Raw genomic sequence first — 24,052 nt, forward strand, 5'->3', positions numbered from 1 at the left:
GGCCGTCCTCGCACGAACGACACGAAAGCAGTTGCTGTCATGGATCTGGTCGCCTTATTACCTCTGCTCATCATCTTGGGCGCGTTCATGTTCTTCGCTTCGCGACGCCAGAAGAAGGCGATGCAGGCGACCATCGATCTGCACAACTCGCTGAAGGTGGGCGACCGCGTGCACACCACCTCTGGGCTCCAAGCCGAGATCAGGGCCATCACCGACGACACCGTCGAGCTCGAGATCGCGCCGGGTGTGGTGACCACCTGGATGAAGCTCGCCGTGCGGGATCGCATCACCGAGGACGACGAGTTCGACGACAACGACGATGTCGACGAGCCCGAATCGACGGCCACGGAGATCACCGACAGCACCGACCACAACCGACTGAACTGAGCTGACAGTCGGGGACTCAGCTCCGGCACGTACCCTTTGCGGTGCTGACGACCTGAACCTCGAGGAGACCAAAGAAACGTGGCATCGCCTTCTGCGCCGGTGCACCCTGCGCGCTACCTGGCACTCTTCCTCGCGCTGCTGGTCGGCGTGTATCTCCTGGTCTTCCTGACCGGTGACAAAAAGGCGGAGCCGAAGCTCGGCATCGACCTGCAGGGTGGCACCAGGGTCACGCTGACCGCCCGCACACCTGACGGTTCCCGGCCTTCCCAGGATGCGCTGAACCAGGCGCAGCAGATCATCGCGTCGCGCGTCAACGGTCTCGGCGTATCGGGATCGGAGGTGGTGATCGACGGCGACAACCTGGTGATCACCGTGCCGGGCAACGACAGCAGCGAGGCCCGCAACCTGGGTCAGACGGCGCGGCTCTACATCCGCCCCGTGATCCACACGATCGCCGCCCAGCAGCCACAGCAACCGGGCGCGCAGGCGGGCCCCCCGCAGGGCGCCCCGCCCGCAGGCCAGCAGCCGGGCGCCCCTCCCGCGGGCCAGCCGCGAGCACCGGTGGGCCAGCCGGGAGCACCGGTGGGCCAGCTGCCAGCACCTGAGGCGCCGCCTGCGCCCGCGGAAGGAGGTGTCGCCCCCGGAGCCCCAGAGTCCCCGCCTGAGCCCCAACCGCGGCCCTACCCCGAAGCTCCGCCGCCAAGCCCGGCGCCGCCGGGACCCGCGCCCAAGCCGGCAGAGAAGGATCTCGCACAGCGCATCGCCGACGAGAAGGCCCTGCGCCAGAGCGCAGAACAGCAGATCCAAATCCTGGCGCTGCAGTTCCAGGCCACCCGCTGTAACGACGAGGACGTGCTCGCGGGCAACGACGATCCCAACCTGCCGCTCGTGACCTGTTCGACGGACCACTCGCAGGTCTACCTGCTGGACAAGTCGATCATCAGCGGCGAGCAGATCAAGGATGCCAGTTCGGGCATGGACACCCAGCGCGGCGAGTACATCGTGCAGGTGGAGTTCAAGCCGGATGCCGCAAGCACCTGGGCGGACTTCACCGCATCGCATGTCGGCACGCAGACCGCGTTCACGCTCGACTCCCAGGTGGTCAGCGCCCCGCAGATCGAAGAAGCGATCCCCGGCGGCAACACCCAGATCACCGGGCAGTTCAACGCCGAACGGGCCAAGGAACTGGCCAACGTGCTGAAGTACGGCTCGCTGCCGTTGTCGTTCGAATCCTCGGAGGCCGAAACGGTTTCGGCCACGTTGGGATTGACGTCGTTGCGGGCGGGTCTCATCGCCGGCGCCATCGGGTTGGCGCTCGTGCTGCTCTACTCGCTGCTGTACTACCGGGTGCTCGGAGTGCTGACGGCACTGTCGTTGATCGCTTCCGGCGCAATGGTATTCGCGATACTCGTGTTGCTCGGTAGGTATATCGACTACACGCTCGATCTGGCCGGTATCGCCGGCCTTATCATCGGTATCGGCATGACGGCAGACTCGTTCGTGGTGTTCTTCGAACGCATCAAAGACGAGATCCGCGAGGGTCGTTCGTTCCGGTCAGCGGTCCCGCGCGGTTGGGTGCGTGCACGCAAGACGATCATTTCCGGCAACGCGGTGACATTTCTTGCCGCGGTCGTGCTGTACATTCTGGCCGTCGGCCAGGTGAAGGGCTTCGCGTTCACCCTCGGACTGACCACGATCCTCGACGTCGTCGTCGTCTTCCTGGTGACGTGGCCGCTGGTCTACCTGGCGTCGAAGTCGACGACGTTGGCCAAGCCGGCGTTCAACGGCCTCGGCGCAGTGCAGCAGATCGCGCGCGAACGCCGGGTTTCCGCACACACGGGACGGGGGTAGTTCGATGGCCAAGCGCACATCCGACGTGACCGAATCGAACGCCGTCGAGGCGCCGGATCTGGAAAGCGCGTCGACCGACGCCCCGCGGCACGGGTTCTTCGTCAGGCTCTACACCGGCACGGGTGCCTTCGACGTCATCGGCCGCCGCAAGCTCTGGTACGTGATCAGCGGTCTGATCGTCGCGGTCTGCCTCGCGAGCATGGTGGTGCGAGGCTTCACCTTCGGCATCGACTTCGAAGGTGGCACCAAGGTGTCGATGCCTGCAGCGGGCGTCACCACCGAGCGGGTCGAAGCGGTGTTCAGCCAGGCGCTGGGCAAGGACACGGATTCGGTGGTGGTGGTCGGCAGCGGCCCATCTGCGACGGTCCAGATTCGGTCGGAAACGCTGACGAACCAGGAGACCGAACAACTCCGTACCGCGCTATTCGACGCGTTCCAGCCGAAGGGCCTCGACGGCCAGCCGAGCAAGCAGGTGATCAGCGACTCCGCGGTGTCTGAGACCTGGGGTGGTCAGATCACCGACAAGGCGCTGCTCGCACTTGCCGTCTTCCTGGCGCTGGCCTCCGTCTACATCGCCATCCGCTATGAGCGGTACATGGCGATAGCGGCGATGGCGACACTGGTTTTCGATCTCGTCGTCACCGCGGGTGTGTACTCGTTGATCGGCTTCGAGGTCACCCCTGCGACTGTCATCGGCCTGCTGACCATCCTTGGCTTCTCGCTGTATGACACCGTGATCGTCTTCGACAAGGTGGAGGAGAACACGCACGGCTTCCAGCACACGACGCGCCGAACGTTCGCCGAGCAGGCCAACCTGGCGATCAACCAGACGTTCATGCGGTCGATCAACACCAGCCTCATCTCGGTGCTGCCGATCCTGTCGCTGATGGTCGTCGCGGTGTGGCTGCTGGGTGTCGGCACCCTGAAAGACCTTGCGCTGGTCCAGCTCGTCGGTGTCATCGTCGGTACGTACTCGTCGATCTTCTTCGCCACCCCGCTGCTCGTCACCTTGCGTGAACGCACCGAGCTGGTGCGCACCCACACACGCCGGGTGCTCAACCGTCGCAAGCCGACGGGCGAGAAGTCCCGCGCGGTGGTCGAAGACATCGCCACCGACGCCGTGGCCGACGACGACGCGGACAAGGAGACGGTCGCGGCCGCCTCACCGGCGGCGAGCAAGCCTTCGGTCGCCGAGAAGCCTGCCCCCGGTGCGCGACCGGTCCGGCCGACCTCGAGCAGGACCGGACGGCCCGCGGGTAAGCGCAACACCCGGCGGAAGTAGTTCGACATGACGGCCCGCCTGCGGGGGATCGCCGCCGCGGTGACAGTCGCGTTCGCGTCCGCTGTCGGCTTGTCGGGCTGTACGGAAAGCACCGCCGACGAGATCACCTACGCGGTCGACGGCACGCTGACGACCTACAACACCAACACCGTCGCCGGTGCGGCATCGGCTGGACCCCAGGCATTCGCGCGGGTACTCACCGGGTTCAACTACCACGGCCCCGACGGCCAGATCGTCGGCGATCACGACTTCGGCACCATCGCGGTGGTCGGCCGCGCACCGCTGGTGCTCGACTACGTGATCAGCGACAAGGCGGTGTACTCCGACGGTAAGCCCATCACGTGCGACGACCTCGTCCTCGCGTGGGCTTCGCAGTCCGGCCGCTTCCCCGGGTTCGAGGCGGCCAACCAGGCCGGCTACCGCGATATCGTCGCCGTCGACTGCGCACCGGGGCAGAAACGGGCCAGGGTGTCCTTCAACCCCGACCGCTCTCTTGTCGATTTCGGGCAGCTGTTCGCCGCCACCTCCTTGATGCCCGCGCACGTCCTTGCCGACGAACTCGGGATCGACGTCATAACTGCGATCAACAACAACGACGGTCCGACCATCGGCCGCATCGCTGCGGCGTGGAACACCACCTGGAACCTCACGCCGGACCTCGACGTGAAGCGGTTCCCCTCGTCGGGCCCGTACAAGCTGGACTCGGTCGGCGACGACGGTGCCGTCGTGCTCGTCGGCAACGACAAATGGTGGGGCGCCAGGCCGTTGACCACCAAGATCATCGTCACCCCGCGCGGCGCAGACGTCCAGGACCGGCTCGACAACGGCACCGTCGACGTCGTCGACGTCGCAGCAGGCTCGTCGGGTGTGCTCAACATGCCCGAGGACTACACCCAGGCCAATAGCCCGTCGGCGGGCATCGAGCAGTTGATCTTCGCCGCACAGGGCCCGCTGGCCGCGCCGCAGGCCCGGCGCGCGCTCGCGCTGTGCACACCGCGCGACGTGATCGCCCGCAACGCCGAGGTGCCGATCGCCAACACCAGGCTCAATCCCGTCACCGAGGAAGCGGTCGGCAGCGGCGAAGCCATCGGGGCCGAACAGTTCGTCGCCTCGAACCCCGACGCCGCACGCGAGGCGCTGGGCAATCGGCCGCTGGCGGTACGGATCGGATACCAGACGCCGAATGCCCGGCTGGCGGCGACGGTCGGAGCGATCGCGAAATCGTGCGCGCCCGCAGGCATCGCCGTCCGGGATGTCGGTTCCGAGACCGCCGGCCCGCTGACATTGCGCAACAACGAAATCGACGTGTTGTTGGCCAGTACGGGCGGAGCCACCGGCAGCGGGTCGACCGGCTCGTCGGCGATGGACGCCTATGACCTGCACACCGGCAACGGCAACAACCTGTCGGGCTATACGAACCCGCGCATCGACGGCATCATCGACATCCTCGCGGTGACCGCCGATCCCAAGGAGGTGGCCCGCCAGCTCGGCGACGCGGGCCCGATCCTGTGGGCTGACGTGCCGACGCTGCCCCTGTATCGACAGCAGCGTTCGCTGATCACGTCGAAGAAGATGTATGCGGTGAGCAGTAATCCGACGCGCTGGGGCGCCGGATGGAACATGGACAGGTGGGTGCTGGAGCAGTGAGCCCCCGAAGGCGAGCACGAGTGAGGATCGCAGCGAAGCGAGGACCGGTGGGCCCACGCCCGCAGGGCAGGGGACGAGTGGGAGCCGAGGCATGAGCACCGGCAATGAAGTCGCCGACGTCATCGAAGCGCTGACGCGTGAGGTCGCCGACTTCCCGGAGCCGGGCATCCAGTTCAAGGATCTGACGCCCGTGCTCGCCGATCCCCATGGGCTCGCGGTCGTCACCAAGGCGCTCGCCGAGCTCGCCGAGGGCGCCGAGCTGGTCGCAGGGATAGACGCCAGAGGCTTCCTGGTCGGTGGCGCGGTGGCCAACGAACTCGGCATCGGGGTGCTCGCGGTGCGCAAGGCCGGCAAGCTGCCGCCACCGGTGCACAGCGAGACCTACCAGCTCGAATACGGTACGGCCACGCTCGAGGTGCCGGCCGACGGCATCGATCTGGCCGGCCGCAACATCGTCGTGATCGATGACGTTCTGGCCACCGGTGGCACGCTCGCGGCTTCCACGCGGCTGCTTTCCGCGGCGGGTGCAAACGTCATCAGTGCCGCTGTCGTGCTGGAACTGGCGGCCCTCAAGGGCCGCGACCTGCTCCAACCATTGCCCGTCAGCAGCTTGCACACGGTCTGAAGCGATATCCTCGAAGTCGGGCGTGAGGAGGTGAGCATGGCTGACGAGCAGGGCACGGGACAGGCCGTGCAGTCACCGCCTCTTGACGACGCCGGGCCCGAGACCGCGCCGATGCCCGCGCCGGACATCGCCAAGACCTCCACATCGCGCCGCGTGCGGGCCCGCCTCGCGCGCAGGATGACGGCTCAGCGCAGCGCCGTGAACCCGGTACTCGAACCGCTGGTCGCGGTTCACCGCGAGTTCTTCCCCAAAGCCGACCTGTCGCTTCTTCAACGGGCCTACGACGTTGCCGAGCAGCGGCACGCCGACCAGTTGCGCCGCTCCGGCGATCCGTACATCACGCACCCGTTGGCGGTGGCGAACATCCTCGCCGAACTCGGCATGGACACCACGACACTGGTCGCCGCCCTTCTGCACGACACCGTGGAGGACACCGGCTACACGCTGGAGGCGTTGACCGCCGAATTCGGCGACGAGGTGGGCCATCTGGTCGACGGCGTCACCAAGCTGGATCGCGTGGTGCTCGGCACCGCGGCCGAGGGCGAGACGATCCGCAAGATGATCATCGCGATGGCCCGCGACCCGCGAGTGCTGGTGATCAAGGTGGCCGACCGCCTGCACAACATGCGCACGATGCGGTTCCTGCCGCCGGAGAAGCAGGCGCGCAAGGCGCGCGAGACACTGGAAGTCATTGCGCCGCTTGCCCATCGGCTGGGCATGGCGACCGTGAAGTGGGAGCTGGAGGATCTGGCGTTCGCCATCCTGCACCCGAAGAAGTACGACGAGATCGTCCGCCTGGTGGCTGACAGGGCGCCATCGCGCGATACCTACCTCGCCAAGGTGCGCTCGGAAATCAATGCCACGCTTGCGAAGTCGAAGATCACCGCGATCGTTGAGGGCCGGCCGAAGCACTACTGGTCGATCTACCAGAAGATGATCGTCAAGGGCCGCGACTTCGACGACATCCACGACCTCGTCGGCATCAGGATCCAGTGCGACGAGATCCGCGACTGCTACGCCGCGGTCGGCGTGGTGCACTCGCTGTGGCAGCCGATGGCCGGTCGGTTCAAGGACTACATCGCTCAGCCCCGCTACGGCGTGTACCAGTCCCTGCACACCACCGTCGTCGGGCCGGAGGGCAAGCCGCTCGAGGTGCAGATCCGCACGAACGAGATGCACAACACCGCCGAGTACGGCATCGCCGCACACTGGCGGTACAAGGAGGCCAAGGGCCGCAACGGGGTGCCCGCGGGAACCACAGCCGCCGAGATCGACGAGATGGCCTGGATGCGCCAACTCCTCGACTGGCAGCGAGAGGCGGCCGACCCCGGCGAATTCCTCGAGTCGCTGCGCTACGACCTCGCGGTGCAGGAGATCTTCGTGTTCAGCCCCAAGGGCGATGTGTTCACACTGCCGACCGGGTCGACGCCGGTCGACTTCGCCTACGCCGTGCACACCGAGGTCGGCCACCGCTGCATCGGTGCCCGCGTCAACGGCCGCCTTGTCGCGTTGGAACGCAGGCTGGAAAACGGTGAAGTCGTCGAGGTCTTCACGTCGAAGGCGCTCAACGCGGGCCCGTCGCGGGACTGGCAGCAGTTCGTGGTGTCGCCGCGCGCCAAGGCGAAGATTCGGCAGTGGTTCGCCAAGGAGCGCCGCGAGGAGGCGCTGGAATCCGGCAAGGACGCCATCGCCCGCGAGGTGCGCCGTGGCGGACTTCCCTTGCAGCGCTTGATGAATGCGGAATCGATGGCGGCGCTCGCCCGTGAGCTGCGCTATGCCGACGTCTCGGCGCTCTACACCGCGGTCGGCGAAGGCCATGTGTCGGCGAGACACGTGGTGCAGCGGCTGGTGGCCCAACTCGGCGGCGACGACGAGGCCGCCGACGAGCTGGCGGAGCGCTCGACCCCGGCGACCATGCCGGTGCGCCAGCGCACCACCGACGACGTCGGCGTGGCCGTGCCGGGCGCCCCGGGGGTGTTGACGAAGCTGGCCAAATGCTGCACCCCGGTGCCGGGGGACAACATCATGGGCTTCGTCACCCGAGGCGGCGGGGTCAGCGTGCACCGGACCGACTGCACGAACGCGGGTTCGCTGCAACAGCAGGCCGAACGGATCATCGACGTCAAGTGGGCGCCGTCGCCGTCGTCGGTGTTCCTGGTCGCGATCCAGGTCGAGGCGCTGGACCGGCACCGGCTGCTGTCGGATGTCACACGGGTGCTGGCCGATGAGAAGGTCAATATCCTGTCGGCGTCGGTGACGACGTCCAACGACAGGGTTGCCATCAGCCGCTTCACCTTCGAGATGGGTGACCCCAAGCATCTCGGTCACGTGCTCAACGTGGTGCGCAACGTGGAAGGCGTCTACGACGTGTACCGCGTCACGAGCGCCGCCTGACCTTCCGACCTGGTTCAGTCCAGCCGGAGCGAATCGATCGTCACAGCCATCGCGGGCTTGCCGTCGTCGCCCGCACCGTCGACGCCCGCGGCAGCGATCGTGTCGAGCGTGGCCAGCCCGGTGGAGTCGATCGTGCCGAATGCGGTGTAGGTCGGCGGCATCATGGAGTCGGCGTAGACGAGGAAGAACTGGCTGCCGTTGGTGCCCGAGCCCTTGTTGGCCATCGCCAACGTGCCCCGCGGATACATCACCGGTGTCTTCAGCGCCGGGTCGGACAGCCGGTACTGATTCGTCGGGTACTCGTTGCCGAACCGGTAGCCGGGGCCGCCCGTTCCGGTGCCCGACGGGTCACCGCACTGCAGCACGCCGAGCTGCGGGCTGGTGGTGAGCCGGTGGCAGTCGGTGTCGTCGAAGTAACCCTGTTGGGCAAGGCTGGCGAAGCTGTTGACGGTGCAGGGGGCCTTGTCGTTGTCGAGCTGGATGCCGATGTCGCCGCGGTTGGTGGACATGCTCGCGCTGACCTCGTCGGGGTCGGTCGGGACGCGGCCGGACCGCGGCGGTTTGTTGGGCTTGCTGGCTCGCTCGGTGGTCGTCGGGTAGGCGCAGTTGGCGCCGAGATTCGGTGGCGGATCGAATTCCGGCAACCCGCTGTCAGGCGCCGACGGTGCGGCGGTGACGCCGGGGGAGTAGCGCGATTCGTCGTCGAGGTGACGTGCGACGGCGATCGTGAACAGCACTGCGGCGGCCAGCACGACGATCGTCCCGATCGTGATCAGGTAGCTGATGATCAGGCCGGCGATTGCGAGGCCGTGCCCCTCCTCGCCGGTGCGCTTGATCTGCGACAGCGAGACGTGGCCGAAGATGATGCCCAGCGGAGCGAAGACGAACGCGCAGATCAGCGACGCGATCGCCATTCCGTTGGTCGGCCGCGGCCGCGGGTAGCCGTACGGGTCGTACGGGGGCGGGGGATACGCCCCGTACGGCGGCGGCGTCGTCACCGGCGTCAGTCCAGCCCGATGGATTTCACCTGAACCGGGGTGGCCGGCTTGCCGTCCTGTCCGCCGCCTTCGACCCCGGCCGCCGCGATCTTGTCCAGCGTCGCAAGGCCGGTGTCGTCGATCTTGCCGAACGCCGTGTAGCCCGGCGGCAGCATCGAGTCCTTGTAGACCAGGAAGAACTGGCTGCCGTTGGTGCCGGGCCCGGCGTTGGCCATCGCCAGCGTGCCGCGCGGATAGGTCACCGGAGCCTGCAGCTGCGGATCGTCGGGCTGGAACTGATTGGTGGGGTACTCGTTGGCGAACTCGTAGCCGGGGCCCCCGCTGCCCGAACCGGTCGGATCACCGCACTGCAGGACTGAAAGGCCGGGGCTGGTCGTCAGCCGGTGACACGGAGTGTCATTGAAGTAGTTCTGCTGGGCCAGGCTGGCGAAGCTGTTGACGGTGCACGGCGCCTTGGCGTTGTCGAGCTGGATCCCGATGTTGCCCTGGTTGGTCGACATGCTGGCGCTGACCTGCGCGGGATCGGTCGGCACCTTGCCGGTACGCGGCGGCTTGTTCGGCTTGCTGGCGGCCTCCGCGGCCGGGTACTGGCAGTCGGCGCCGAGGTCGGCGGGCGGCTTGAACGCGGGGAGCTTGCCTTCGGCCGCGGGTGCCGGTTCCGTCGGCGTCGACGACGGCGGCGTGGTTCCCGCCGTCGTGGTGCTGTCGGAGTCGCTGCGGGTGAAGAAGAAGGCCGCGACGCCTGCAACCACGGCGACTACGGCCACGGCGGCGGCGATGATCATGTACAGCCGCCGCCGACGCGCCTGGGCGGCCCGTCGTTCCAGTTGTCGCTCGAGTTTGCGCTTCGCTGTCGCCCGCCGCTGTTCGTTGGTCGGCACCGCCGTGGTCCTCCTCGTTTGGTCGTCGATCCGCAACGAGTGTGCCAGCCGCGGCTGAGCACAGGCCAAGAGGCCTGCCAACCGCCAGGGATGGGAAAATGACTCCGTGTTGATCACCGGATTCCCGGCAGGCATGTTGGCGTGCAACTGCTATGTGCTGGCGCAACGGGCAGGGGCGGACGCCATCGTCGTCGATCCGGGCCAACGCGCGATGGGTCCGCTGCGCCGCATTCTGGACGAGAACCGGCTCACCCCGGCCGCGGTGCTGTTGACGCACGGACACATCGACCACATGTGGTCGGCGCAGAAGGTCGCCGACACCTACGGCTGCCCCGCCTACATTCATCCCGGCGACCGATTCATGCTGTCCGACCCGATCAAGGGGTTCGGTCCGCGACTGGGCCAGATCGCGTTCGGCGCGTTGTTCCGCGAGCCGAAACAGGTGATCGAACTCGACCGCGACGGCGACAAGATCGACCTCGGCGACACGGTCGTCACGGTGGACCACACGCCGGGGCACACGCGCGGTTCGGTGGTGTTCCGGGTCGACGGGGACAATGCCGAACTCGCGTTCACCGGCGACACACTGTTCCGTCAGTCGGTGGGCCGCACCGACCTTCCCGGCGGCAGCGGCCGCGACCTACTTAACTCGATCGTGACGAAACTGCTGGTGCTCGACGACGACACCGTGGTATTACCTGGGCACGGCGAGAAGTCCACCATCGGATTCGAACGCCGCGCCAACCCCTTCCTCGAAGGTCTGACTTTGTGATGTCTTCTGCTCCTCACGTCCGCGGGAGTTCTCAATTCCAGGCGCCCAAAGGGGTGCCCGATTACCTGCCGCCCGACTCCGGCCAGTTCGTGGCGGTGCGCGATGGCCTGCTGACGGCTGCGCGCCGCGCGGGCTACGCCGATATCGAATTGCCGATCTTCGAGGACACCGGACTGTTCGCGCGCGGGGTGGGCGAGTCCACCGATGTGGTCAGCAAGGAGATGTACACCTTCGCCGACCGCGGCGACCGCTCGGTGACGCTGCGGCCCGAGGGCACCGCAGGCGTGATCCGCGCCGTGATCGAACACGGCCTCGACCGCGGCCCGCTGCCGGTGAAGCTGTGCTACTCGGGACCGTTCTTTCGGTACGAGCGTCCACAGGCGGGCCGCTACCGGCAGCTGCAACAGGTCGGAGTGGAGGCGGTCGGAGTTGACGACCCCATGCTCGACGCCGAGGTGATCGCGGTCGCCGACGCCGGTTTCCGGTCGCTCGGGCTCGACGGCTTCCGACTGGAGATCACCTCGCTGGGCGACGACACCTCTCGGCCGCAATACCGGGAACTGTTGCAGGATTACCTGTTCAACCTCGACCTCGATGACGAGACGCGCCGACGGGCGGAGATCAACCCGCTGCGGGTGCTCGACGACAAGCGGCCTCACATCAAGGAGATGACAGCCGACGCGCCGGTGATGCTGGATCACCTCTCCGATACGGCCAAACAGCATTTCGACAGCGTGCTCGCCCACCTCGATGCGATCGGAGTGCCGTATGTCATCAACCCGCGGATGGTGCGCGGACTGGACTACTACACGAAGACCACGTTCGAGTTCGTCCACGACGGCCTCGGCGCGCAGTCGGGCATCGGCGGCGGCGGCCGCTATGACGGGCTGATGGCACAGCTCGGCGGTAAAGACTTGTCGGGCATCGGGTTCGGTCTCGGCGTCGACCGCGCGCTGCTGGCGTTGAAAGCCGAGGGCAGGACCATCGGCGAAGGGGCCAGGGTCGAGGTGTTCGGCGTGCCGCTCGGCGAGCAGGCCAAGACACAACTTGCGGTGCTCGCGGCACGGCTGCGGGCTGCAGGTGTGCGCGTCGACCTCGCCTACGGTGATCGCGGTATGAAGGGCGCCATGCGCGCCGCCGACCGGTCCGGCGCTTCGCTTGCACTGGTGGCGGGAGACCGCGACATCGAGGCGGGCACCATCGGTGTCAAGGATCTGTCGACGGGGGAGCAGGTGGACGTCGCAACCGACGCCGTGCTGCCCGATGTCCTGTCGCGCCTCGGCCGGGGCTAGTTCGACTGGCGCTGGGCGTGATCGTGCGCCGTGGCGGTGAGGATCTCGTCGACGTTTCCGATCCCGCCATCGAAAGGGTTGCCGCGCTTCAGGACAAGTGTTCCGCCCGGTGTTTCGGCCACCAGTTTGGGTGAACTGGAGCCGATCTGGAATTTGCGCGCGAACCGGACCTGGTCCAACTGCACCAGCGCGCCGCCGCGGTAGGTGAACAGTCCGAGCTTGCGGTCGATCACCGCGACCGGGCGACACTGGTTCAGCGGCTGGTTGCGACGCAGACGGATCCTTCTCACGACCAGGAATGTCAGGACGGCGAACAACAGCCCGACGAGCAGAAAGATCGCACCGGTGGCACGCGACGGTGTGCCTGCGGTGAGGGCGACCACGCCGAAGCCGCCTACGACGAGCGTGATCACCCCGAGCACGAACGCGAATGTGGTCAGCCCGCTCGTACGACGGTCGATGACGAGGACCCGTCGACCGTCATCGGTGACCAGCAGGCCACCGGTGTCGGCGAGGACCACAGGCTCTGGTGGCGCGCTCATGGCAGGCAGTCTGCCATCGGGGCAGCAGTCCAACGGCGCGATCCGGGGCCTTCGCGCGCTTGCGATCGTTTACTCGTGTAACAGTCCGGTAGCTTCGGTAGATATGACGAACATGCGAACAGCGACATTCAGGGTCGGTGCGGCGCTCATGCTCTCAGCTGCTTCTCTTGCGAGCGGCAGTGGAACTGCCGGCGCTGAGCCGACCGGTCATGAAGTCAAGTACATCCTGTCGTCGGCAACCGGCGCGAGCTTCCAGGTCAACTACCTGACGGCGGCGCCGGCGAGCATGGACGCACTCAACGCGGACCCCTACGCCTTCCTGAAGAAGGAAGCGGTGCCGACGCCGTGGGAGTTCACCGTCACCCTGCAGGATCCGCAGTGGGCGACCATCGACGCAAGCATCGGCTTCCACCGCGCCAGCGCTCAACCGAATCCGCATTGCGAAATCCAGGTCGACGGTCAGGTCGTCGTGCAGGCCGACGGTCCGTACACGGCGCGCTGCCAGCTCGGCAACTGGAACTAACCGGTCAGCTGTAGTTCCGTTTCCGGCGCGTCGACGAACAGCACGCGATTGTCGTCGCCCGTCGCGGTGAGGATCTCGAGTTCCCCGAACCGGCTCGCCGCCTTGCTGACGAGGCAGACGTTCACCGTCACCGGATCGGTGGCGCTGACGAGTGGGTAGGCGCGTTCGCGTACGGGATCACCGACACCGATGATGAGGTTCTCCCTGGCGCGCACCGCAAGTACGCCGTCGCGTGTGTCGATCAGTGCGCCGGCGATGGCGTCGTCCTCGAAGATCAGCTTGACCAAGCGCACCTCGGTGTCGGGCAACAGATCGGCCTCCGCAGCGTGGGCTCTCAGCCACCTGCTCAGCGACAGAGGAGGCAGGCCGGGGCTCAACTCGACCGAACCCACGATCGCCGCTTCGACCTTTTCGCCGCGGGTGCCGCTACGCATCTCGGTCATCTGGCGTCTGGTCACCCGGTCGTAGACGACGCCGTGCGCTGCTGCGGCACATCGCTGCGCCCACTGTTCGAGTGCAGCGCCGAAGAACGGTTCGATGACTGCACGGCGGTTCGACCGCGGCGGCGGCACGACGTCTTCGACTGCGCGTGCCGGCCAGAAGCCGTGCGCGGGGCCCCCGCCGGTGAAGGCGTAGTCGAAGCCGGCCAGGTGCCGTGTCGTCTGACCGTCGCCACCCCGGTAGCTCACGGGTGCGGCCAGGTCTCCGCCGCTCTGTGGTGATTCCGAGGTGCCGAGGTACACGTCGAAACCTGCGTTCGCAGCGACGAGACCGGCAGCGAGCACTCCAGCCTCGGCTCCGATGCAGACGACGTCGACCTCGAGGCCCCACTGGGTCTCGGTGATCATGGCTTCAACCTCCGACTGGCGCATGGCGGCTCGCATTATCTAGACGGTTACGGATGGCCGCCATCTCGGCGATGATCTTGGCGGTTTGACTGGCTGCGGCGTGGTTGGCGACGGTCTGCCGGTCCCACCACATCAACTTGGTACGGAAACGCTCATCGGGATAGGGAGTGGAGCGTATCGGAGCGACGACTCCGCCGGAGGACCGCCAGCGCGCCAGCACGTGTTGCGCGCCGGTCGCCATGCAGAACTGGACCCCCGTCACCGCGAGCACGTGGCATCCGGTCCGGGCCAGCGACGCGGTGAGTCCGCGGCCGCGGTCGGCGTCGTCTGTCACCCACGCCGACTTCATCTCGACGACGCCGAACGGAAGGCGGTCCGAGATCATCTTGCGGACCGACGGCAGGCTGGGGTGGTCCGCCCACTCGACGACGGCATGGGTCTGGTCGGGTGAGGTCAGGGGCCCGATGGCACGGATGCCGCCGACCACCGTCCCCGCGCTGTCGAGCAGCGTCCAGAAGAGGGCGGTGTCGCCAGAGTCGCGTATCGCGTCGATGTCGATGGCCGCTTCGATCCCGTGCCTGCGGTAGGAGCGCTCGGCGCAGTACAGGTACTCCTGCCACAGGCCCTCGTTGTCGGCGGGCCTGGCGATGGCGACGGTGCACTCGGCGTCCGGATCCCACCAGCTCATGAGCGCGCCGTCGACGTCGTCGCCGGCGAACTCCCGAGGCAGTTCGAGGACCCTCATCGCGCCTCCCATCAGGTCAGAACCGGCCGTATCAGGTCTTATTCTTCTCGATAAAGCGCAGAGATATGCAGATCTAGCAATGTAACAAGCAAACCTAGATAGGGCTAATGGATAGAATAAAAAAACCAGAATAAATATGCTTTGGCGAAAGTTATGGCGATGAGATACCAGGTCACCGGGTTAACCGCGGTCGCCGCTCAGGGCGCGGCGCGATTTCGGTCGCCGGTGCTTGACATCTACTCGAACGTGAGTTCGCATCGATAGATGCGGTGGGATGGCCAAGGCGTCAGCGTCGACGACGGCGCATTGCCGGGCCTACAACGAATCGGTTTCGTGCGAAGCGTGCGGACACCCCAGTTCGACGGCATCACGTTTCACGAAGTGCTCTGCAAGTCCGCACTCAACAAGGTGCCGAACGCGTCGATGCTTCCTTTCAAGTACACCGTCAACGGCTACCGTGGCTGCTCGCACGCCTGCCGGTACTGTTTCGCGCGGCCAACGCACGAATACCTCGAGATGGACTGCGGCGCCGATTTCGACACGCAAGTCGTGGTGAAAACCAACGTCGCCGAGGTACTGCGTCGCGAGTTGACCCGCAAGTCTTGGCGGCGCGAGACCGTCGCACTCGGCACGAACACCGATCCCTACCAACGCGCGGAAGGTCGCTACGCCCTGATGCCGGGAATCATCGGGGCGCTTGCCGACTCCGGCACACCGTTCTCCATCCTCACCAAGGGCACGCTGCTGCGTCGCGACCTTCCGCTCATCGCAGAAGCCGCTCAACGCGTCGACGTCAGTGTCGCGGTCTCGCTCGCTGTGGGAGACCCGGTGCTGCACAAGGAAGTCGAACCGGGGACGCCGTCGCCGCGGGCGCGACTCGACCTGATCGCAGCGATCCGCGATGCCGGTCTCGAATGCCATGTCATGGTCGCACCGGTGCTGCCCAAGCTCACCGATTCCGTCGAGCACCTCGACGGTCTGCTGGGCCAGATCGCCGAAGCGGGAGCACGCAGCGCGACGGTGTTCGGTCTACACCTACGGGGTTCAACGAGAGGTTGGTTCATGTCGTGGCTGGCGCGGGCGTACCCCGAGTTGGTCTCCGAGTATCGCAATCTGTACCGGCGGGGCGCATACCTGCCCGTCGAGTATCGGGACATGTTGCGCAACAGGGCGAATCCGCTGTTGCACAAGCACGGGCTTGCCCCCGACCGCAGATCGTTCCGCGCGGCGGAGGCGCCGCAGGCCTTGACGGCAGAGGTGGCTCAACCCACCCTGTTCTAGTGATCAAGCCTTGTTGCGCTTGACCTCTCTGAAGGGCACGCCGCGATCGGCGGCAGCCTCGCGGGGGAAGCCGAGAACGCGCTCGCCGATGATGTTGCGGGCGATCTCGGTGGTGCCGCCGCCCAGCGCAGCCGTCTGCCGGGACAGATAGCGCTCGCCGAAGCGGAGCATGCCCTCGTTGCCTTCGACGACGCCGAAGCTGCCGGTGAGTTCGACCGCGGTGTCGAAGCCGACCTGGTGCGTTTCGGCGTGGGTGATCCGGATGATCGATCCCGCCGCCGGCGGCAGGGAACCGTCGAGCACACCGTGATAGACGTGGTCGATGAGGCATTCCTGCACGGCCTTGTGCACGATCGCCCGGCCGGCACGTTCGCGCGCGCGCTCGCTGTCTGACTGGCCGGTGGCTTCGAGAAGTGCGACCCAGTCGATCGGCACGTCGGTCTTGCCCTCTGCGCCGATGCCGCTGGCGAACTCCGAGCCGCCGCCGACAGCGCGCCGCTCGTGGTACAGCTGCCGGGACGCCACGTGCCAGCCCTCGTTGACCTCGCCGACGACGGCGTCGTCGCCGAGTTCGAGGTTGTCGAAGAACTCCTCGCAGAACTCGACGGAACCGTTGACCTGTTTGATCCTGCGCAGCGTGATGCCGGGGCTGTCGATCGGAACCATGAACATCGTCAGGCCCTCGTGCTTGGGCGCATCCCAGTTGGTTCTCGCGAGCATCAAGCCGTAGTCGGCGGCGAAAGCGCTTGTGCTCCATGTCTTTGCGCCGTTGATCACCCACTTGTCACCCTGCCGGTCGGCGCGGGTGATCACACCGGCCAGATCCGACCCGCCGCTGGGCTCCGACAGCAGCTGAACAAGTACCTCCTCGCCCCGCAGGGCGGCGGAGATGTGTTGCTTCTTCTGCTCTTCGCTCGCGGTGTCGAGAATCGTCGCCGCACAGATCGTGAACGTCGGGGTGTTGAGGATGATGGGCAGCTCGTAGCTTCGCGATACGTCGTCGAACGCCCGCTGGTACTCGATGGACAGCCCGAGCCCGCCGTACTCGCGCGGAAAGCAGATTCCGGCGAAACCGCCGTCGTAGAGCATCCTCTGCAGTTCGCGGGCACGCTGCCATGGCGCTTCCTCCCCGCGATCCGCTTCTGGCGGGTTGGCGGGATCGATGCGCGGCATGTTCTCCGCCAACCAGGCACTGGCCCGCGCCGAGAACTCGGCGACGGACTCCGTGGTGGCCGGGGCCGACGTCGTCTCGGTCACATCGTCTCCTCACGCAAGCGCTCGTCGGTCATCAGGCGGACTCCCGGGCTTCGGTGATGGCGTACACGCGCAGGTTGTGTTCGTCGGGTGTACCGAACAGCGATCGGTCGAGCATGACCCTGCGCAGGTACAGATGCAGATCGTGTTCCCATGTCACACCGATGCCGCCGTGCAACTGGATGCAGTGCTGCAGCATTCCCGGGGCATGTTCGCCCACATACGATTTGGCGACGCTGACGGCCATGTCCGCTTCGGGGGAGCGGCTCGCGACCTCCGCGACGGCCGCATTGGTCGCCGCCTTGCAGGCTTCGAACCAGATCTTCAGATCGGCGTAGCGGTGCTTGAGCGCCTGATACGAGCCGAGCGGACGGCCGAACGAGTGCCGGTCGAAGCCCCACTGGATGGTGAATTTCAAGACGGCGTCGAGAATGCCGACGACCTCGGCGCACTGGAGGATTTGGGCTATCTGGCTCTGCCGGGCGATCAGGTCCGCCGTCTGCTCTTCAGTACCGACGGCCGCCGATGCCTCGACTTCGACGCCGTCGAAATGGACACGCGCATAGGACTTCACGAGGTCGACCGATTTCTGCGGTTCGATTTGGACGCCACGTGCGTCTGTCGACACAACAAACTGCCGCACAGCTCCTTCGCAGTTCGCGACGACGAGAAGCACAGCGCTGTCCGCACCCGCCTCGACCCGGTCCTTCACACCGTCGATGCGGAATCCGGAGTCGGTCGGCATTGCGGTCACGCCGGGATTCATCGGGGACCACGACCTGCCCGGCTCGTACACCGCCCATGACGCGACGGCTTCACCGCTCACCAGCGATTCGATTGTCCCCTCGTGGTTTTCGGGGGCCTCGACGAGACCGGCGAGCACGGTGCTCACGGAGTGCAGCGGCCCGGGGGCGACGGTCTTGCCCGCCAGCTCGGCCACCAGCGCAAGGTCCTTCACGCCGTCGCCCGATACGGAACCGCCGCCGAGCTCTTCGGGAACGAGCAGGCTCGTCCAGCCGAGCTCGGCCGCGCGGCGCCACCAGCCGTGGTCGAAGGAGGTGCCTGCAGCGTGTAGTTCACGCAGCCGGCTCAGCGATGCCTCCTTCTCCAGGAACGACTGGGTCGTCGAGGCGAAGAGCAGGACCTCGGGGTTTGAGGCGTCCGTCATGCAGGGATGACGACCGCGGGCGCGTCGGGGTTGTGGACTATTTCGTTGGGAACCTTGAACAGGTCGATCATGTTCTTGCCCATCACCTTTCGCTGGCCCTCGTCATCGAGGCCCTGCAGGTCGTCGACCAGCTTCGTCGGCTCGGCGAGACCTTCGGGGTGCGGCCAGTCGGAGCCGAAGATGACACGGTCTACACCGATCAGTTCGGCCATCTTCGCGAAGTCGTCCTCCCAGAACGGTGCTACGTAGACACCGCGCCTGAACGCCTGGATCGGGTCCTCCGGAAACTCCTGCGGCATCTTCTTGTACGTGCCCTCGAACTGCTTGAACAGGTAGGGCACCCAGTCGGCGCCGTTCTCGATCGACAGGACTCGCAGGTCCGGGTTGCGCGTCAGGGCGCCGTGGCAGACCAGCGCCGCCATGGAGTCCTCGATCGGTCGCTTGCCCATCGAGACCATGCGGAATGCGGTCGGCTTGAACGGCAGGTATTCGTCGGCGGGTTCCCAGTCGTTGAGGTATTCGGCGTAGCCCGAGTCGGAGGCGTGCATCGACACCGGAATGCCTGCCTTGACGCATGCCTGCCAGAACGGGTCGAACTCGGGAAGGCCGAAGGAGCGCGTTCCGCCGACCCCCGGTACCGGCGCCGGGCGGACAAGCACCGTCTTGGCGCCACGTTCCAGACACCACTCGAGTTCCTCGAGGGCGCGGTCGACGATCCCGAGGTTGACAACTGGAGTCGAGAAGATCCGGTCGTCGTAATTGAACTGCCATGTCTCATACATCCACTCGTTGAGCGCGTGGATGACGTCGGCGATGAGCTTCGGATCGTCTTTCATCCGCTCCTCGACGAGGCTGGCCAGCGTCGGGAACATCAGAGAGTAGTCGAGGCCGAGGCCGTCCATCACCTCTAGACGGGCGGCGGGGTCGCGGAACGCCGGAATGGCCTTCATCGGCTTGCCCATCACCTCGCGGAAGCTCTTGCCCCCGCTGCCGTGGCGGAAGTACTCCTCCTGGGCGCCCGGCCGGGCGACGACCTCGAATGTCGGGTTTGGAATGTAGTCGCTGACCTGGTTGCGCACCATGATCTTGGTGCGGCCGCGGACCTCGATGTAGTCGATGACGTTCTTGCGGTGGTCCGGAAGGAACTTGGTCAGCGCCTCTTTGGGCTCGTAGAAGTGATTGTCGGCGTCGAACACGGGATAGGGGAGCTGGCGAGCAGGCACGTCGCCTCCTGGAAGTCTCGTATGGCTGAAGTGGTAATGACATTACCACTTGCCGACCAGCCAAAACACCACCCCCCTCAGAAGCTCCTTCTCGCCAGGTCAGGCGATGTCGACAGGTTGCCAAAGCGCCGCTATACAGAAGTCGTATATGTGAGAGCCCTCAACGGGAACGCCGCTCAGTTCGGCGCCGAGGAGTTGCAGGCGCATCGCGCCGAGCGCTGTCTGCATGATCAGCGCGGCCGTCGCATCGAGGTCGATGCCCGCCCGAAACGAACCTTCGGCGATGCCGCGGGCGATGATGTCCTTGATCAGTTCGTGCAGTGGCGAGAGCACCCTGGCGTACTCGCGCGGAAGGGCCTCGGCGAGATGGTCGTTGTAGTTCGTCAGACCGCGGTTGACCCTGTCCTGCTTCGTAGAGGAGGCAGGCTTGCAGATCCGGTCGATCAGCATGCGTAGTGCTTCGACGGGGGCCAATTCTTCCGTGTCCATGCGCCATTTCCGCGTCGATTCGGACATGATCTTGTCGATGAGCGCGAGCAGCAGCTCGTCCTTCGTCGAGAAGTGTTGGTAAAAGGACCTCAGCGAGGTCTTTGATCGCTCGACGACTTCGAGCACGGTGAAGTCGGTGCGGCCGGTTTCGCCGAGGATCGCCAGCGCCGATCGCATGAAGCGGCGCTCCCGCGGTTCTGTTTCCACGCCGACGGCCTGCGTGGTGCGTCCGCTCGACTTCACCATGGTAATCACGTTACCGGTTCTGCTGGTGCTCGGTTAGTGTTCCCTCTCATGACGACTGACTCAGCGCACTGGACGGTGCAGGCACTGCTCGACCTCTTCGACGTGAAACCCGAAGGCGAGAACCGCTTCGTCGCCGAGACCGGCCCCGCAGGCGAGGACGAGCGCCAGGTCGTCGAGGGCACGCAGGTGCTGGCGCAGATGATCGTTGCAGCGGCCAAGCGTTTCCCGCAGAAGTCGGTGCGATCGGTCTATGCCGTGTTCGCGCGTGCGGTGATGGTCGGCGCAGGACCGGTCGAAATCGAGATCGACGTCGTCAGCGAGGGTCGTTCGACGGCGACAGCGGTCATCGCGGCCAAACAGAACGGCAAGCGCTGCATCACGACGACGCTTCTCGCCGATGTGCCGACCGGCGATGTGATCCGCCATCACCTGCCCCGCCCGCAGGTCGCCGCGCCCGGGGACGCGAACGTCGCGGAGATGCCGATGGACGGCCGCGAGCTGCGGTTGGTCGACGTGGTCGACGTGAACAGCCCCGATGAGGTGGGCCCGCCGGAGCTGCACGCGTGGCTGCACTACGACCCGATTCCCGATCGCGACGACCTGGCCAAGGCACTGATCGCGTATTTCACCGGGCATCTGGGGATCTCGACGACCATGCGGGCACACGCGGGCATCGGCACCAGCCAGGCGCATCTGACGGTGTCGACGGCTCCGATGACGGTATCGGTCAGCTTCCACGAGCCGGTTACCTGGGACGGCTGGATCCTGTACACCCACGAAAGCACGCAGGTCGGTTCGGGGATGTCCTATGTGCGCGGTGCGGTGCACACCGAGGAGGGTGAGCTGATCGCGTCCTTCACCCAGGATGCGTTGATCCGTCCGCTGCGCACCACGGACACCTCGATCAAGCAGCAGTCCAGGCTGTAGCGGTCGGAAACCAATCTTTACATATTTGTCGATAAGTGTCACGCTGTGATTTGTCTCCGCCCGGACACCCGCTCGTCGAGATTGGAGCCGCTATGTCGCCGCAGACCTTCCGCACGATCACTCGCGACGGCCGGAAAGCCGCTTCGACGGCCAGGTTCCGCGGGCGCGCGAGCACGGTGCTGCGGCATGAGATGACCGTGGTCGCGTCGAGCGTCGCGGATGTCGTCGCATCGACGGGTGGCTGGCTCTACGACCGCCGGATGGCGGGCTGGCGGGTCAACGTTCTTGTCGACGACCGGGCAGGTGAGCGGGCGCTGCGCATTCTCGGCGCCGTCGCATTCGACCTGAGCGGAGACCTCGAGGCGATCAGCGACGACCCGGACCGCGCGGCCACGCTGGCAGTCGCTGCCGATGTGTACGCCGCCGATCGGCGGGTGCGTCGGTTCGTGTCGACATCGGATCCCACCCGCGCCGAAGTGGCGCTGTGGGGTGAGACCGCGACCCTCGTCAGAAGCGTCAGCCCCGTCACCTACCGCCTGAGTGCCGCAGCGCGGGCGTTCAAGGCGCAGGCGCTGGTGGCCGCCGGTGTCTCCGCAGAACCCGTGAAGGCCACAGAAGCGTTGTACCGCCGGGGCGTGACCGCGCTGGCGAGTGTGGCCGCTAGACCTTGAGATAACCCTTGTCCGCAGGAATCTGCGCCGCGGTCACCAGAGACGACGCATCGCCGGCGAGCCACACCACGATGTCCGACACGAGGTCGGGTGAGGCGAGCGAATCGGTCGGCAGTGCGCCGGGTGAGAAGCTGTGGATGAAATTCTGGTGGTCGGCGAACATCTGCCACATCGACGCGTCGTTGCCCATCGGGGTGTCGGTGCCGTACGGATGCACCGAGTTGACCCGAATTCCGAACTCGCCCAACTCAACCGCAAGGGAGTTCGTCAATCCGACGACGCCGAACTTGCTCGCACAGTAGTGCCCGCAACCCGGCACGGCCTTGACGCCCGCCGCCGAGCTGATGGTGATGATCGATCCGCCGTTGCCCGCCTCGATCATCGGTGGCACGACGGCCTTGACCGTGTTCCACAATCCGGTCAGATTGATGTCGATGACGTCCTGCCACTGTTGAGGCGAAATCTCCCACAGCCGACCCCAATTGAGCACGCCTGCGTTGGCGACCACGATGTCGAGACGGCCGAACTCCTCGATCGCGTCGGCCACCACGCGTTGCTGGGCGGCGAGATCGCGGATGTCGGCCTCTTCGGCGCGAATCTTTCGGCCCTCGCCTTCGACGAGGTTCACCGTCTCGGCGAGGTCGGCCGGTTCGGCTGGTGGGTAGCCGTTGTGTTCGGCGACCGGACGGCATGCGTCGATGGCGATGATGTCGGCGCCCGCGCGAGCCAGTCGGACGCAGTGAGAACGCCCCTGCCCGCGAGCGGCCCCGGTGACGTAGGCGACCTTGCCTGCCAGCGGTGTGTTTTCAGCCATGATCGACATCGTGCGCGTGGTGAACGACGTCATGCAAGTGGTAGACCGCGATGGAGGCGATGGTGAACTCGCTGCCGTTGCTGCGAATCCCGCGTCGTGACCACGCGTCGGGCAGGATGCGCTCGTAGGTGTCGGCGACAACGCGTGCCGCCTCGACGAGTTCGGATGTGACGACGACGGGATCCTGGGAGCCGTAGTCGTCCTCGATCGCCGTCGCGTCCTGATCCCAATTGGGGAAACGTGGATCGTCCTGGCCGAGCATCATCACGACGCGCTCGTTGAAGATCCGGTGCACATCGCGGATGTGGCACCCGTACTCGAGCGCCGACCACACCGTCGGCCGCGGCCGCACGGTGGCATCGGCGGTGCTGAGGCGACGCGGCCATTCGTCCGCGTCGGCCAGGATGTGGCCGGCCACGTCGGTGTGCTCGACCGTTGACCCGTCGAAACCGCACTCTGGGCATTGCTGCGAGATGACCCAGGTCCAGTCCTTGGTGTCGGGCTCGATCATGCCGTCAGTGTGGCAGCCGCCCGCGAGAGCCGATCACCGGCTCCCGAGGCAATCGGCTCGCCGTGCCCGAAGCAGGCGGTCTCGACGTCGAGCGCAGCCAACCGCTGAAACGACGCGACGGTGCGGGCCCGGTCCTGGTTGAACGTGCCGAGCATCACCGAGCCGACATTGGCGATGGTGTCGCCTGTGAAGAGCACGCGGTGCTCGGGCAGGTAGACCGCGATGCTTCCCTCGGTGTGTCCGGGGATTGCGAGGACCTGCGCACCACCGCCGAAGTCGAGCACGTCGCCGTCGATCAGCTCGCGATCGACGTGCACCGGGGGAGCGGTGCGTGGCAGCCCGGCCGAAACGCGTTCGTATATCGGCAACTCCCAGTCTTCGAATACAGCAGGCGACATGTCGGCTTGGCCGCGAATGACGGCGGCGTCGCCCGCCCCGGCCAGCACGGTGGCCCCCGTCGACTCACGCAGTTCGGCCGCCGAACCGGTGTGGTCGGCATGGCCGTGGGTCAGCACCATCCGGTCGATCCCCGGTACGGCCGCTGCGATCTCGGCACCCGAACCCGGAGCGCCGGTGTCGATGAGGGTGGCCGAGTGGCCGTCTCGCCAGACGTAGACCTGCCAGCCGTTCACCCGCAACATCGTCAGGTTCGGCGTGACGGTCAGCGTTTCCATCGTTCGA

24 protein-coding genes are annotated in these 24,052 nt (G+C 66.3%); 12 read left to right on the forward strand and 12 right to left on the reverse strand.

The features are described from left to right. Positions 1-39: 39 nt before the first annotated feature. The 6 genes from yajC to C6A82_RS11800 all read left to right on the forward strand — a co-directional run bounded on the left by yajC (position 40) and on the right by C6A82_RS11800 (position 8,186). On the forward strand, positions 40-387 hold the full coding sequence (gene yajC / locus C6A82_RS11775; protein ID WP_105342348.1) for a preprotein translocase subunit YajC: 348 nt from the start codon (positions 40-42) through the stop codon (positions 385-387). 78 nt (positions 388-465) lie between these two features. Beyond that, positions 466-2,238 carry a protein translocase subunit SecD gene (secD, locus tag C6A82_RS11780; protein ID WP_311101798.1) on the forward strand — a complete coding sequence of 591 codons (1,773 nt, stop codon included), beginning with the start codon at positions 466-468 and terminating at the stop codon, positions 2,236-2,238. Between the two features lie 4 nt (positions 2,239-2,242). Then, positions 2,243-3,520 carry a protein translocase subunit SecF gene (gene secF, locus C6A82_RS11785; protein ID WP_311101799.1) on the forward strand — a complete coding sequence of 426 codons (1,278 nt, stop codon included), beginning with the start codon at positions 2,243-2,245 and terminating at the stop codon, positions 3,518-3,520. 6 nt (positions 3,521-3,526) lie between these two features. Continuing rightward, positions 3,527-5,167 carry an ABC transporter substrate-binding protein gene (locus C6A82_RS11790; protein WP_105346900.1) on the forward strand — a complete coding sequence of 547 codons (1,641 nt, stop codon included), beginning with the start codon at positions 3,527-3,529 and terminating at the stop codon, positions 5,165-5,167. Between the two features lie 91 nt (positions 5,168-5,258). Further along, positions 5,259-5,792: an adenine phosphoribosyltransferase gene (locus C6A82_RS11795; protein ID WP_105346901.1), complete on the forward strand. Its 534-nt coding sequence runs from the start codon at positions 5,259-5,261 to the stop codon at positions 5,790-5,792. Between the two features lie 36 nt (positions 5,793-5,828). After that, positions 5,829-8,186 (forward strand): bifunctional (p)ppGpp synthetase/guanosine-3',5'-bis(diphosphate) 3'-pyrophosphohydrolase, encoded by a 2,358-nt coding sequence (locus C6A82_RS11800; protein ID WP_105346902.1) that lies wholly within the window; start codon positions 5,829-5,831, stop codon positions 8,184-8,186. 14 nt (positions 8,187-8,200) lie between these two features. Here C6A82_RS11800 and C6A82_RS11805 read toward each other — a convergent pair whose 3' ends face one another. Next, complete coding sequence (locus tag C6A82_RS11805; RefSeq protein ID WP_233217033.1) at positions 8,201-9,184, reverse strand: peptidylprolyl isomerase; 984 nt, start codon at positions 9,182-9,184, stop codon at positions 8,201-8,203. 5 nt (positions 9,185-9,189) lie between these two features. Further along, positions 9,190-10,065, reverse strand: a complete 876-nt coding sequence (locus C6A82_RS11810; protein WP_105346903.1) for a peptidylprolyl isomerase — start codon at positions 10,063-10,065, stop codon at positions 9,190-9,192. Between the two features lie 106 nt (positions 10,066-10,171). On the opposite strand from C6A82_RS11810, the gene C6A82_RS11815 reads away from it, so the two are divergent. Both C6A82_RS11815 and hisS read left to right on the forward strand, forming a co-directional pair. Further along, positions 10,172-10,837, forward strand: coding sequence for an MBL fold metallo-hydrolase (locus C6A82_RS11815; protein WP_105346904.1), 666 nt, complete (start codon positions 10,172-10,174; stop codon positions 10,835-10,837). Next, on the forward strand, positions 10,837-12,129 hold the full coding sequence (gene hisS / locus C6A82_RS11820) for a histidine--tRNA ligase (protein ID WP_105346920.1): 1,293 nt from the start codon (positions 10,837-10,839) through the stop codon (positions 12,127-12,129). The genes C6A82_RS11815 and hisS overlap by 1 nt, the downstream gene beginning before the upstream one ends. Here hisS and C6A82_RS11825 read toward each other — a convergent pair. Beyond that, on the reverse strand, positions 12,126-12,671 hold the full coding sequence (locus tag C6A82_RS11825) for a hypothetical protein (RefSeq protein ID WP_199193858.1): 546 nt from the start codon (positions 12,669-12,671) through the stop codon (positions 12,126-12,128). The genes hisS and C6A82_RS11825 overlap by 4 nt on opposite strands. Before the next feature lie 103 nt (positions 12,672-12,774). Between C6A82_RS11825 and C6A82_RS11830 the strand changes: the two genes are divergently transcribed. Then, the gene (locus C6A82_RS11830) at positions 12,775-13,194 is read left to right on the forward strand and encodes a hypothetical protein (protein ID WP_105346905.1); all 420 of its coding nucleotides are present in this window, start codon (positions 12,775-12,777) and stop codon (positions 13,192-13,194) included. Here the strand turns inward: C6A82_RS11830 and C6A82_RS11835 are convergent. After that, positions 13,191-14,042 (reverse strand): hypothetical protein, encoded by an 852-nt coding sequence (locus C6A82_RS11835; RefSeq protein WP_142406001.1) that lies wholly within the window; start codon positions 14,040-14,042, stop codon positions 13,191-13,193. The two genes, C6A82_RS11830 and C6A82_RS11835, sit on opposite strands and share 4 nt — an antisense overlap. Positions 14,043-14,046: 4 nt before the next feature. After that, complete coding sequence (locus C6A82_RS11840) at positions 14,047-14,787, reverse strand: hypothetical protein (protein ID WP_105346922.1); 741 nt, start codon at positions 14,785-14,787, stop codon at positions 14,047-14,049. A gap of 264 nt (positions 14,788-15,051) precedes the next feature. Between C6A82_RS11840 and C6A82_RS11845 the strand changes: the two genes are divergently transcribed. Next, positions 15,052-16,068, forward strand: a complete 1,017-nt coding sequence (locus tag C6A82_RS11845) for an Rv2578c family radical SAM protein (RefSeq protein ID WP_105346907.1) — start codon at positions 15,052-15,054, stop codon at positions 16,066-16,068. 3 nt (positions 16,069-16,071) lie between these two features. Here the strand turns inward: C6A82_RS11845 and C6A82_RS11850 are convergent, their stop codons facing one another. The 4 genes from C6A82_RS11850 to C6A82_RS11865 form a co-directional block, all read right to left on the reverse strand. After that, entirely contained in the window at positions 16,072-17,325 is a 1,254-nt protein-coding gene (locus tag C6A82_RS11850) for an acyl-CoA dehydrogenase family protein (RefSeq protein ID WP_105346908.1), read from the reverse strand. A gap of 31 nt (positions 17,326-17,356) precedes the next feature. Then, positions 17,357-18,490, reverse strand: a complete 1,134-nt coding sequence (locus tag C6A82_RS11855; RefSeq protein ID WP_105346909.1) for an acyl-CoA dehydrogenase family protein — start codon at positions 18,488-18,490, stop codon at positions 17,357-17,359. After that, positions 18,487-19,713 (reverse strand): amidohydrolase family protein, encoded by a 1,227-nt coding sequence (locus C6A82_RS11860; RefSeq protein WP_105346910.1) that lies wholly within the window; start codon positions 19,711-19,713, stop codon positions 18,487-18,489. Before C6A82_RS11860 ends, C6A82_RS11855 begins: the two co-directional genes overlap by 4 nt. Positions 19,714-19,812: 99 nt before the next feature. Then, positions 19,813-20,448, reverse strand: a complete 636-nt coding sequence (locus tag C6A82_RS11865) for a TetR/AcrR family transcriptional regulator (RefSeq protein WP_105346911.1) — start codon at positions 20,446-20,448, stop codon at positions 19,813-19,815. A gap of 48 nt (positions 20,449-20,496) precedes the next feature. Between C6A82_RS11865 and C6A82_RS11870 the strand changes: the two genes are divergently transcribed. Together C6A82_RS11870 and C6A82_RS11875 are read left to right on the forward strand one after the other, a co-directional pair. Further along, a complete protein-coding gene (locus C6A82_RS11870; RefSeq protein WP_105346912.1) occupies positions 20,497-21,375 on the forward strand; it encodes an acyl-CoA thioesterase II in 879 nt (292 codons plus the stop codon). A 92-nt stretch (positions 21,376-21,467) separates the two neighbouring features. After that, complete coding sequence (locus C6A82_RS11875; protein ID WP_233217035.1) at positions 21,468-22,046, forward strand: hypothetical protein; 579 nt, start codon at positions 21,468-21,470, stop codon at positions 22,044-22,046. On the opposite strand, the gene C6A82_RS11880 is transcribed toward C6A82_RS11875, so the two are convergent. From C6A82_RS11880 to C6A82_RS11890, 3 genes are read right to left on the reverse strand one after another with little or no spacing between them, the layout of a single operon-like run. Beyond that, complete coding sequence (locus tag C6A82_RS11880; RefSeq protein ID WP_396836811.1) at positions 22,036-22,869, reverse strand: mycofactocin-coupled SDR family oxidoreductase; 834 nt, start codon at positions 22,867-22,869, stop codon at positions 22,036-22,038. The two genes, C6A82_RS11875 and C6A82_RS11880, sit on opposite strands and share 11 nt — an antisense overlap. Then, on the reverse strand, positions 22,853-23,371 hold the full coding sequence (locus C6A82_RS11885; RefSeq protein ID WP_105346913.1) for a DinB family protein: 519 nt from the start codon (positions 23,369-23,371) through the stop codon (positions 22,853-22,855). Before C6A82_RS11885 ends, C6A82_RS11880 begins: the two co-directional genes overlap by 17 nt. Continuing rightward, positions 23,368-24,045, reverse strand: coding sequence for an MBL fold metallo-hydrolase (locus C6A82_RS11890; protein ID WP_105346914.1), 678 nt, complete (start codon positions 24,043-24,045; stop codon positions 23,368-23,370). The genes C6A82_RS11885 and C6A82_RS11890 overlap by 4 nt, the downstream gene beginning before the upstream one ends. Positions 24,046-24,052 lie beyond the last annotated feature (7 nt).

The organism is Mycobacterium sp. ITM-2016-00318, from assembly GCF_002968285.2.
GTDB lineage: Bacteria > Actinomycetota > Actinomycetes > Mycobacteriales > Mycobacteriaceae > Mycobacterium.

Bases quoted from the DNA above. Each gene is read 5' to 3' on its own strand.
- C6A82_RS11800 (WP_105346902.1), top strand. From the start codon at position 5,829: ATGGCTGACGAGCAGGGCACGGGACAGGCCGTGCAGTCACCGCCTCTT.
- yajC (WP_105342348.1), top strand. From the start codon at position 40: ATGGATCTGGTCGCCTTATTACCTCTGCTCATCATCTTGGGCGCGTTC.
- C6A82_RS11835 (WP_142406001.1), bottom strand. From the start codon at position 14,042: ATGATCACCGAGACCCAGTGGGGCCTCGAGGTCGACGTCGTCTGCATC.
- C6A82_RS11830 (WP_105346905.1), top strand. From the start codon at position 12,775: ATGACGAACATGCGAACAGCGACATTCAGGGTCGGTGCGGCGCTCATG.
- C6A82_RS11790 (WP_105346900.1), top strand. From the start codon at position 3,527: ATGACGGCCCGCCTGCGGGGGATCGCCGCCGCGGTGACAGTCGCGTTC.
- C6A82_RS11885 (WP_105346913.1), bottom strand. From the start codon at position 23,371: ATGATCGAGCCCGACACCAAGGACTGGACCTGGGTCATCTCGCAGCAA.
- hisS (WP_105346920.1), top strand. From the start codon at position 10,837: ATGTCTTCTGCTCCTCACGTCCGCGGGAGTTCTCAATTCCAGGCGCCC.
- C6A82_RS11865 (WP_105346911.1), bottom strand. From the start codon at position 20,448: ATGGTGAAGTCGAGCGGACGCACCACGCAGGCCGTCGGCGTGGAAACA.
- C6A82_RS11890 (WP_105346914.1), bottom strand. From the start codon at position 24,045: ATGGAAACGCTGACCGTCACGCCGAACCTGACGATGTTGCGGGTGAAC.
- secF (WP_311101799.1), top strand. From the start codon at position 2,243: ATGGCCAAGCGCACATCCGACGTGACCGAATCGAACGCCGTCGAGGCG.
- C6A82_RS11840 (WP_105346922.1), bottom strand. From the start codon at position 14,787: ATGAGGGTCCTCGAACTGCCTCGGGAGTTCGCCGGCGACGACGTCGAC.
- C6A82_RS11825 (WP_199193858.1), bottom strand. From the start codon at position 12,671: ATGAGCGCGCCACCAGAGCCTGTGGTCCTCGCCGACACCGGTGGCCTG.
- C6A82_RS11795 (WP_105346901.1), top strand. From the start codon at position 5,259: ATGAGCACCGGCAATGAAGTCGCCGACGTCATCGAAGCGCTGACGCGT.
- C6A82_RS11870 (WP_105346912.1), top strand. From the start codon at position 20,497: ATGACGACTGACTCAGCGCACTGGACGGTGCAGGCACTGCTCGACCTC.
- C6A82_RS11880 (WP_396836811.1), bottom strand. From the start codon at position 22,869: ATGTCGATCATGGCTGAAAACACACCGCTGGCAGGCAAGGTCGCCTAC.
- C6A82_RS11845 (WP_105346907.1), top strand. From the start codon at position 15,052: ATGCGGTGGGATGGCCAAGGCGTCAGCGTCGACGACGGCGCATTGCCG.
- C6A82_RS11875 (WP_233217035.1), top strand. From the start codon at position 21,468: ATGTCGCCGCAGACCTTCCGCACGATCACTCGCGACGGCCGGAAAGCC.
- C6A82_RS11855 (WP_105346909.1), bottom strand. From the start codon at position 18,490: ATGACGGACGCCTCAAACCCCGAGGTCCTGCTCTTCGCCTCGACGACC.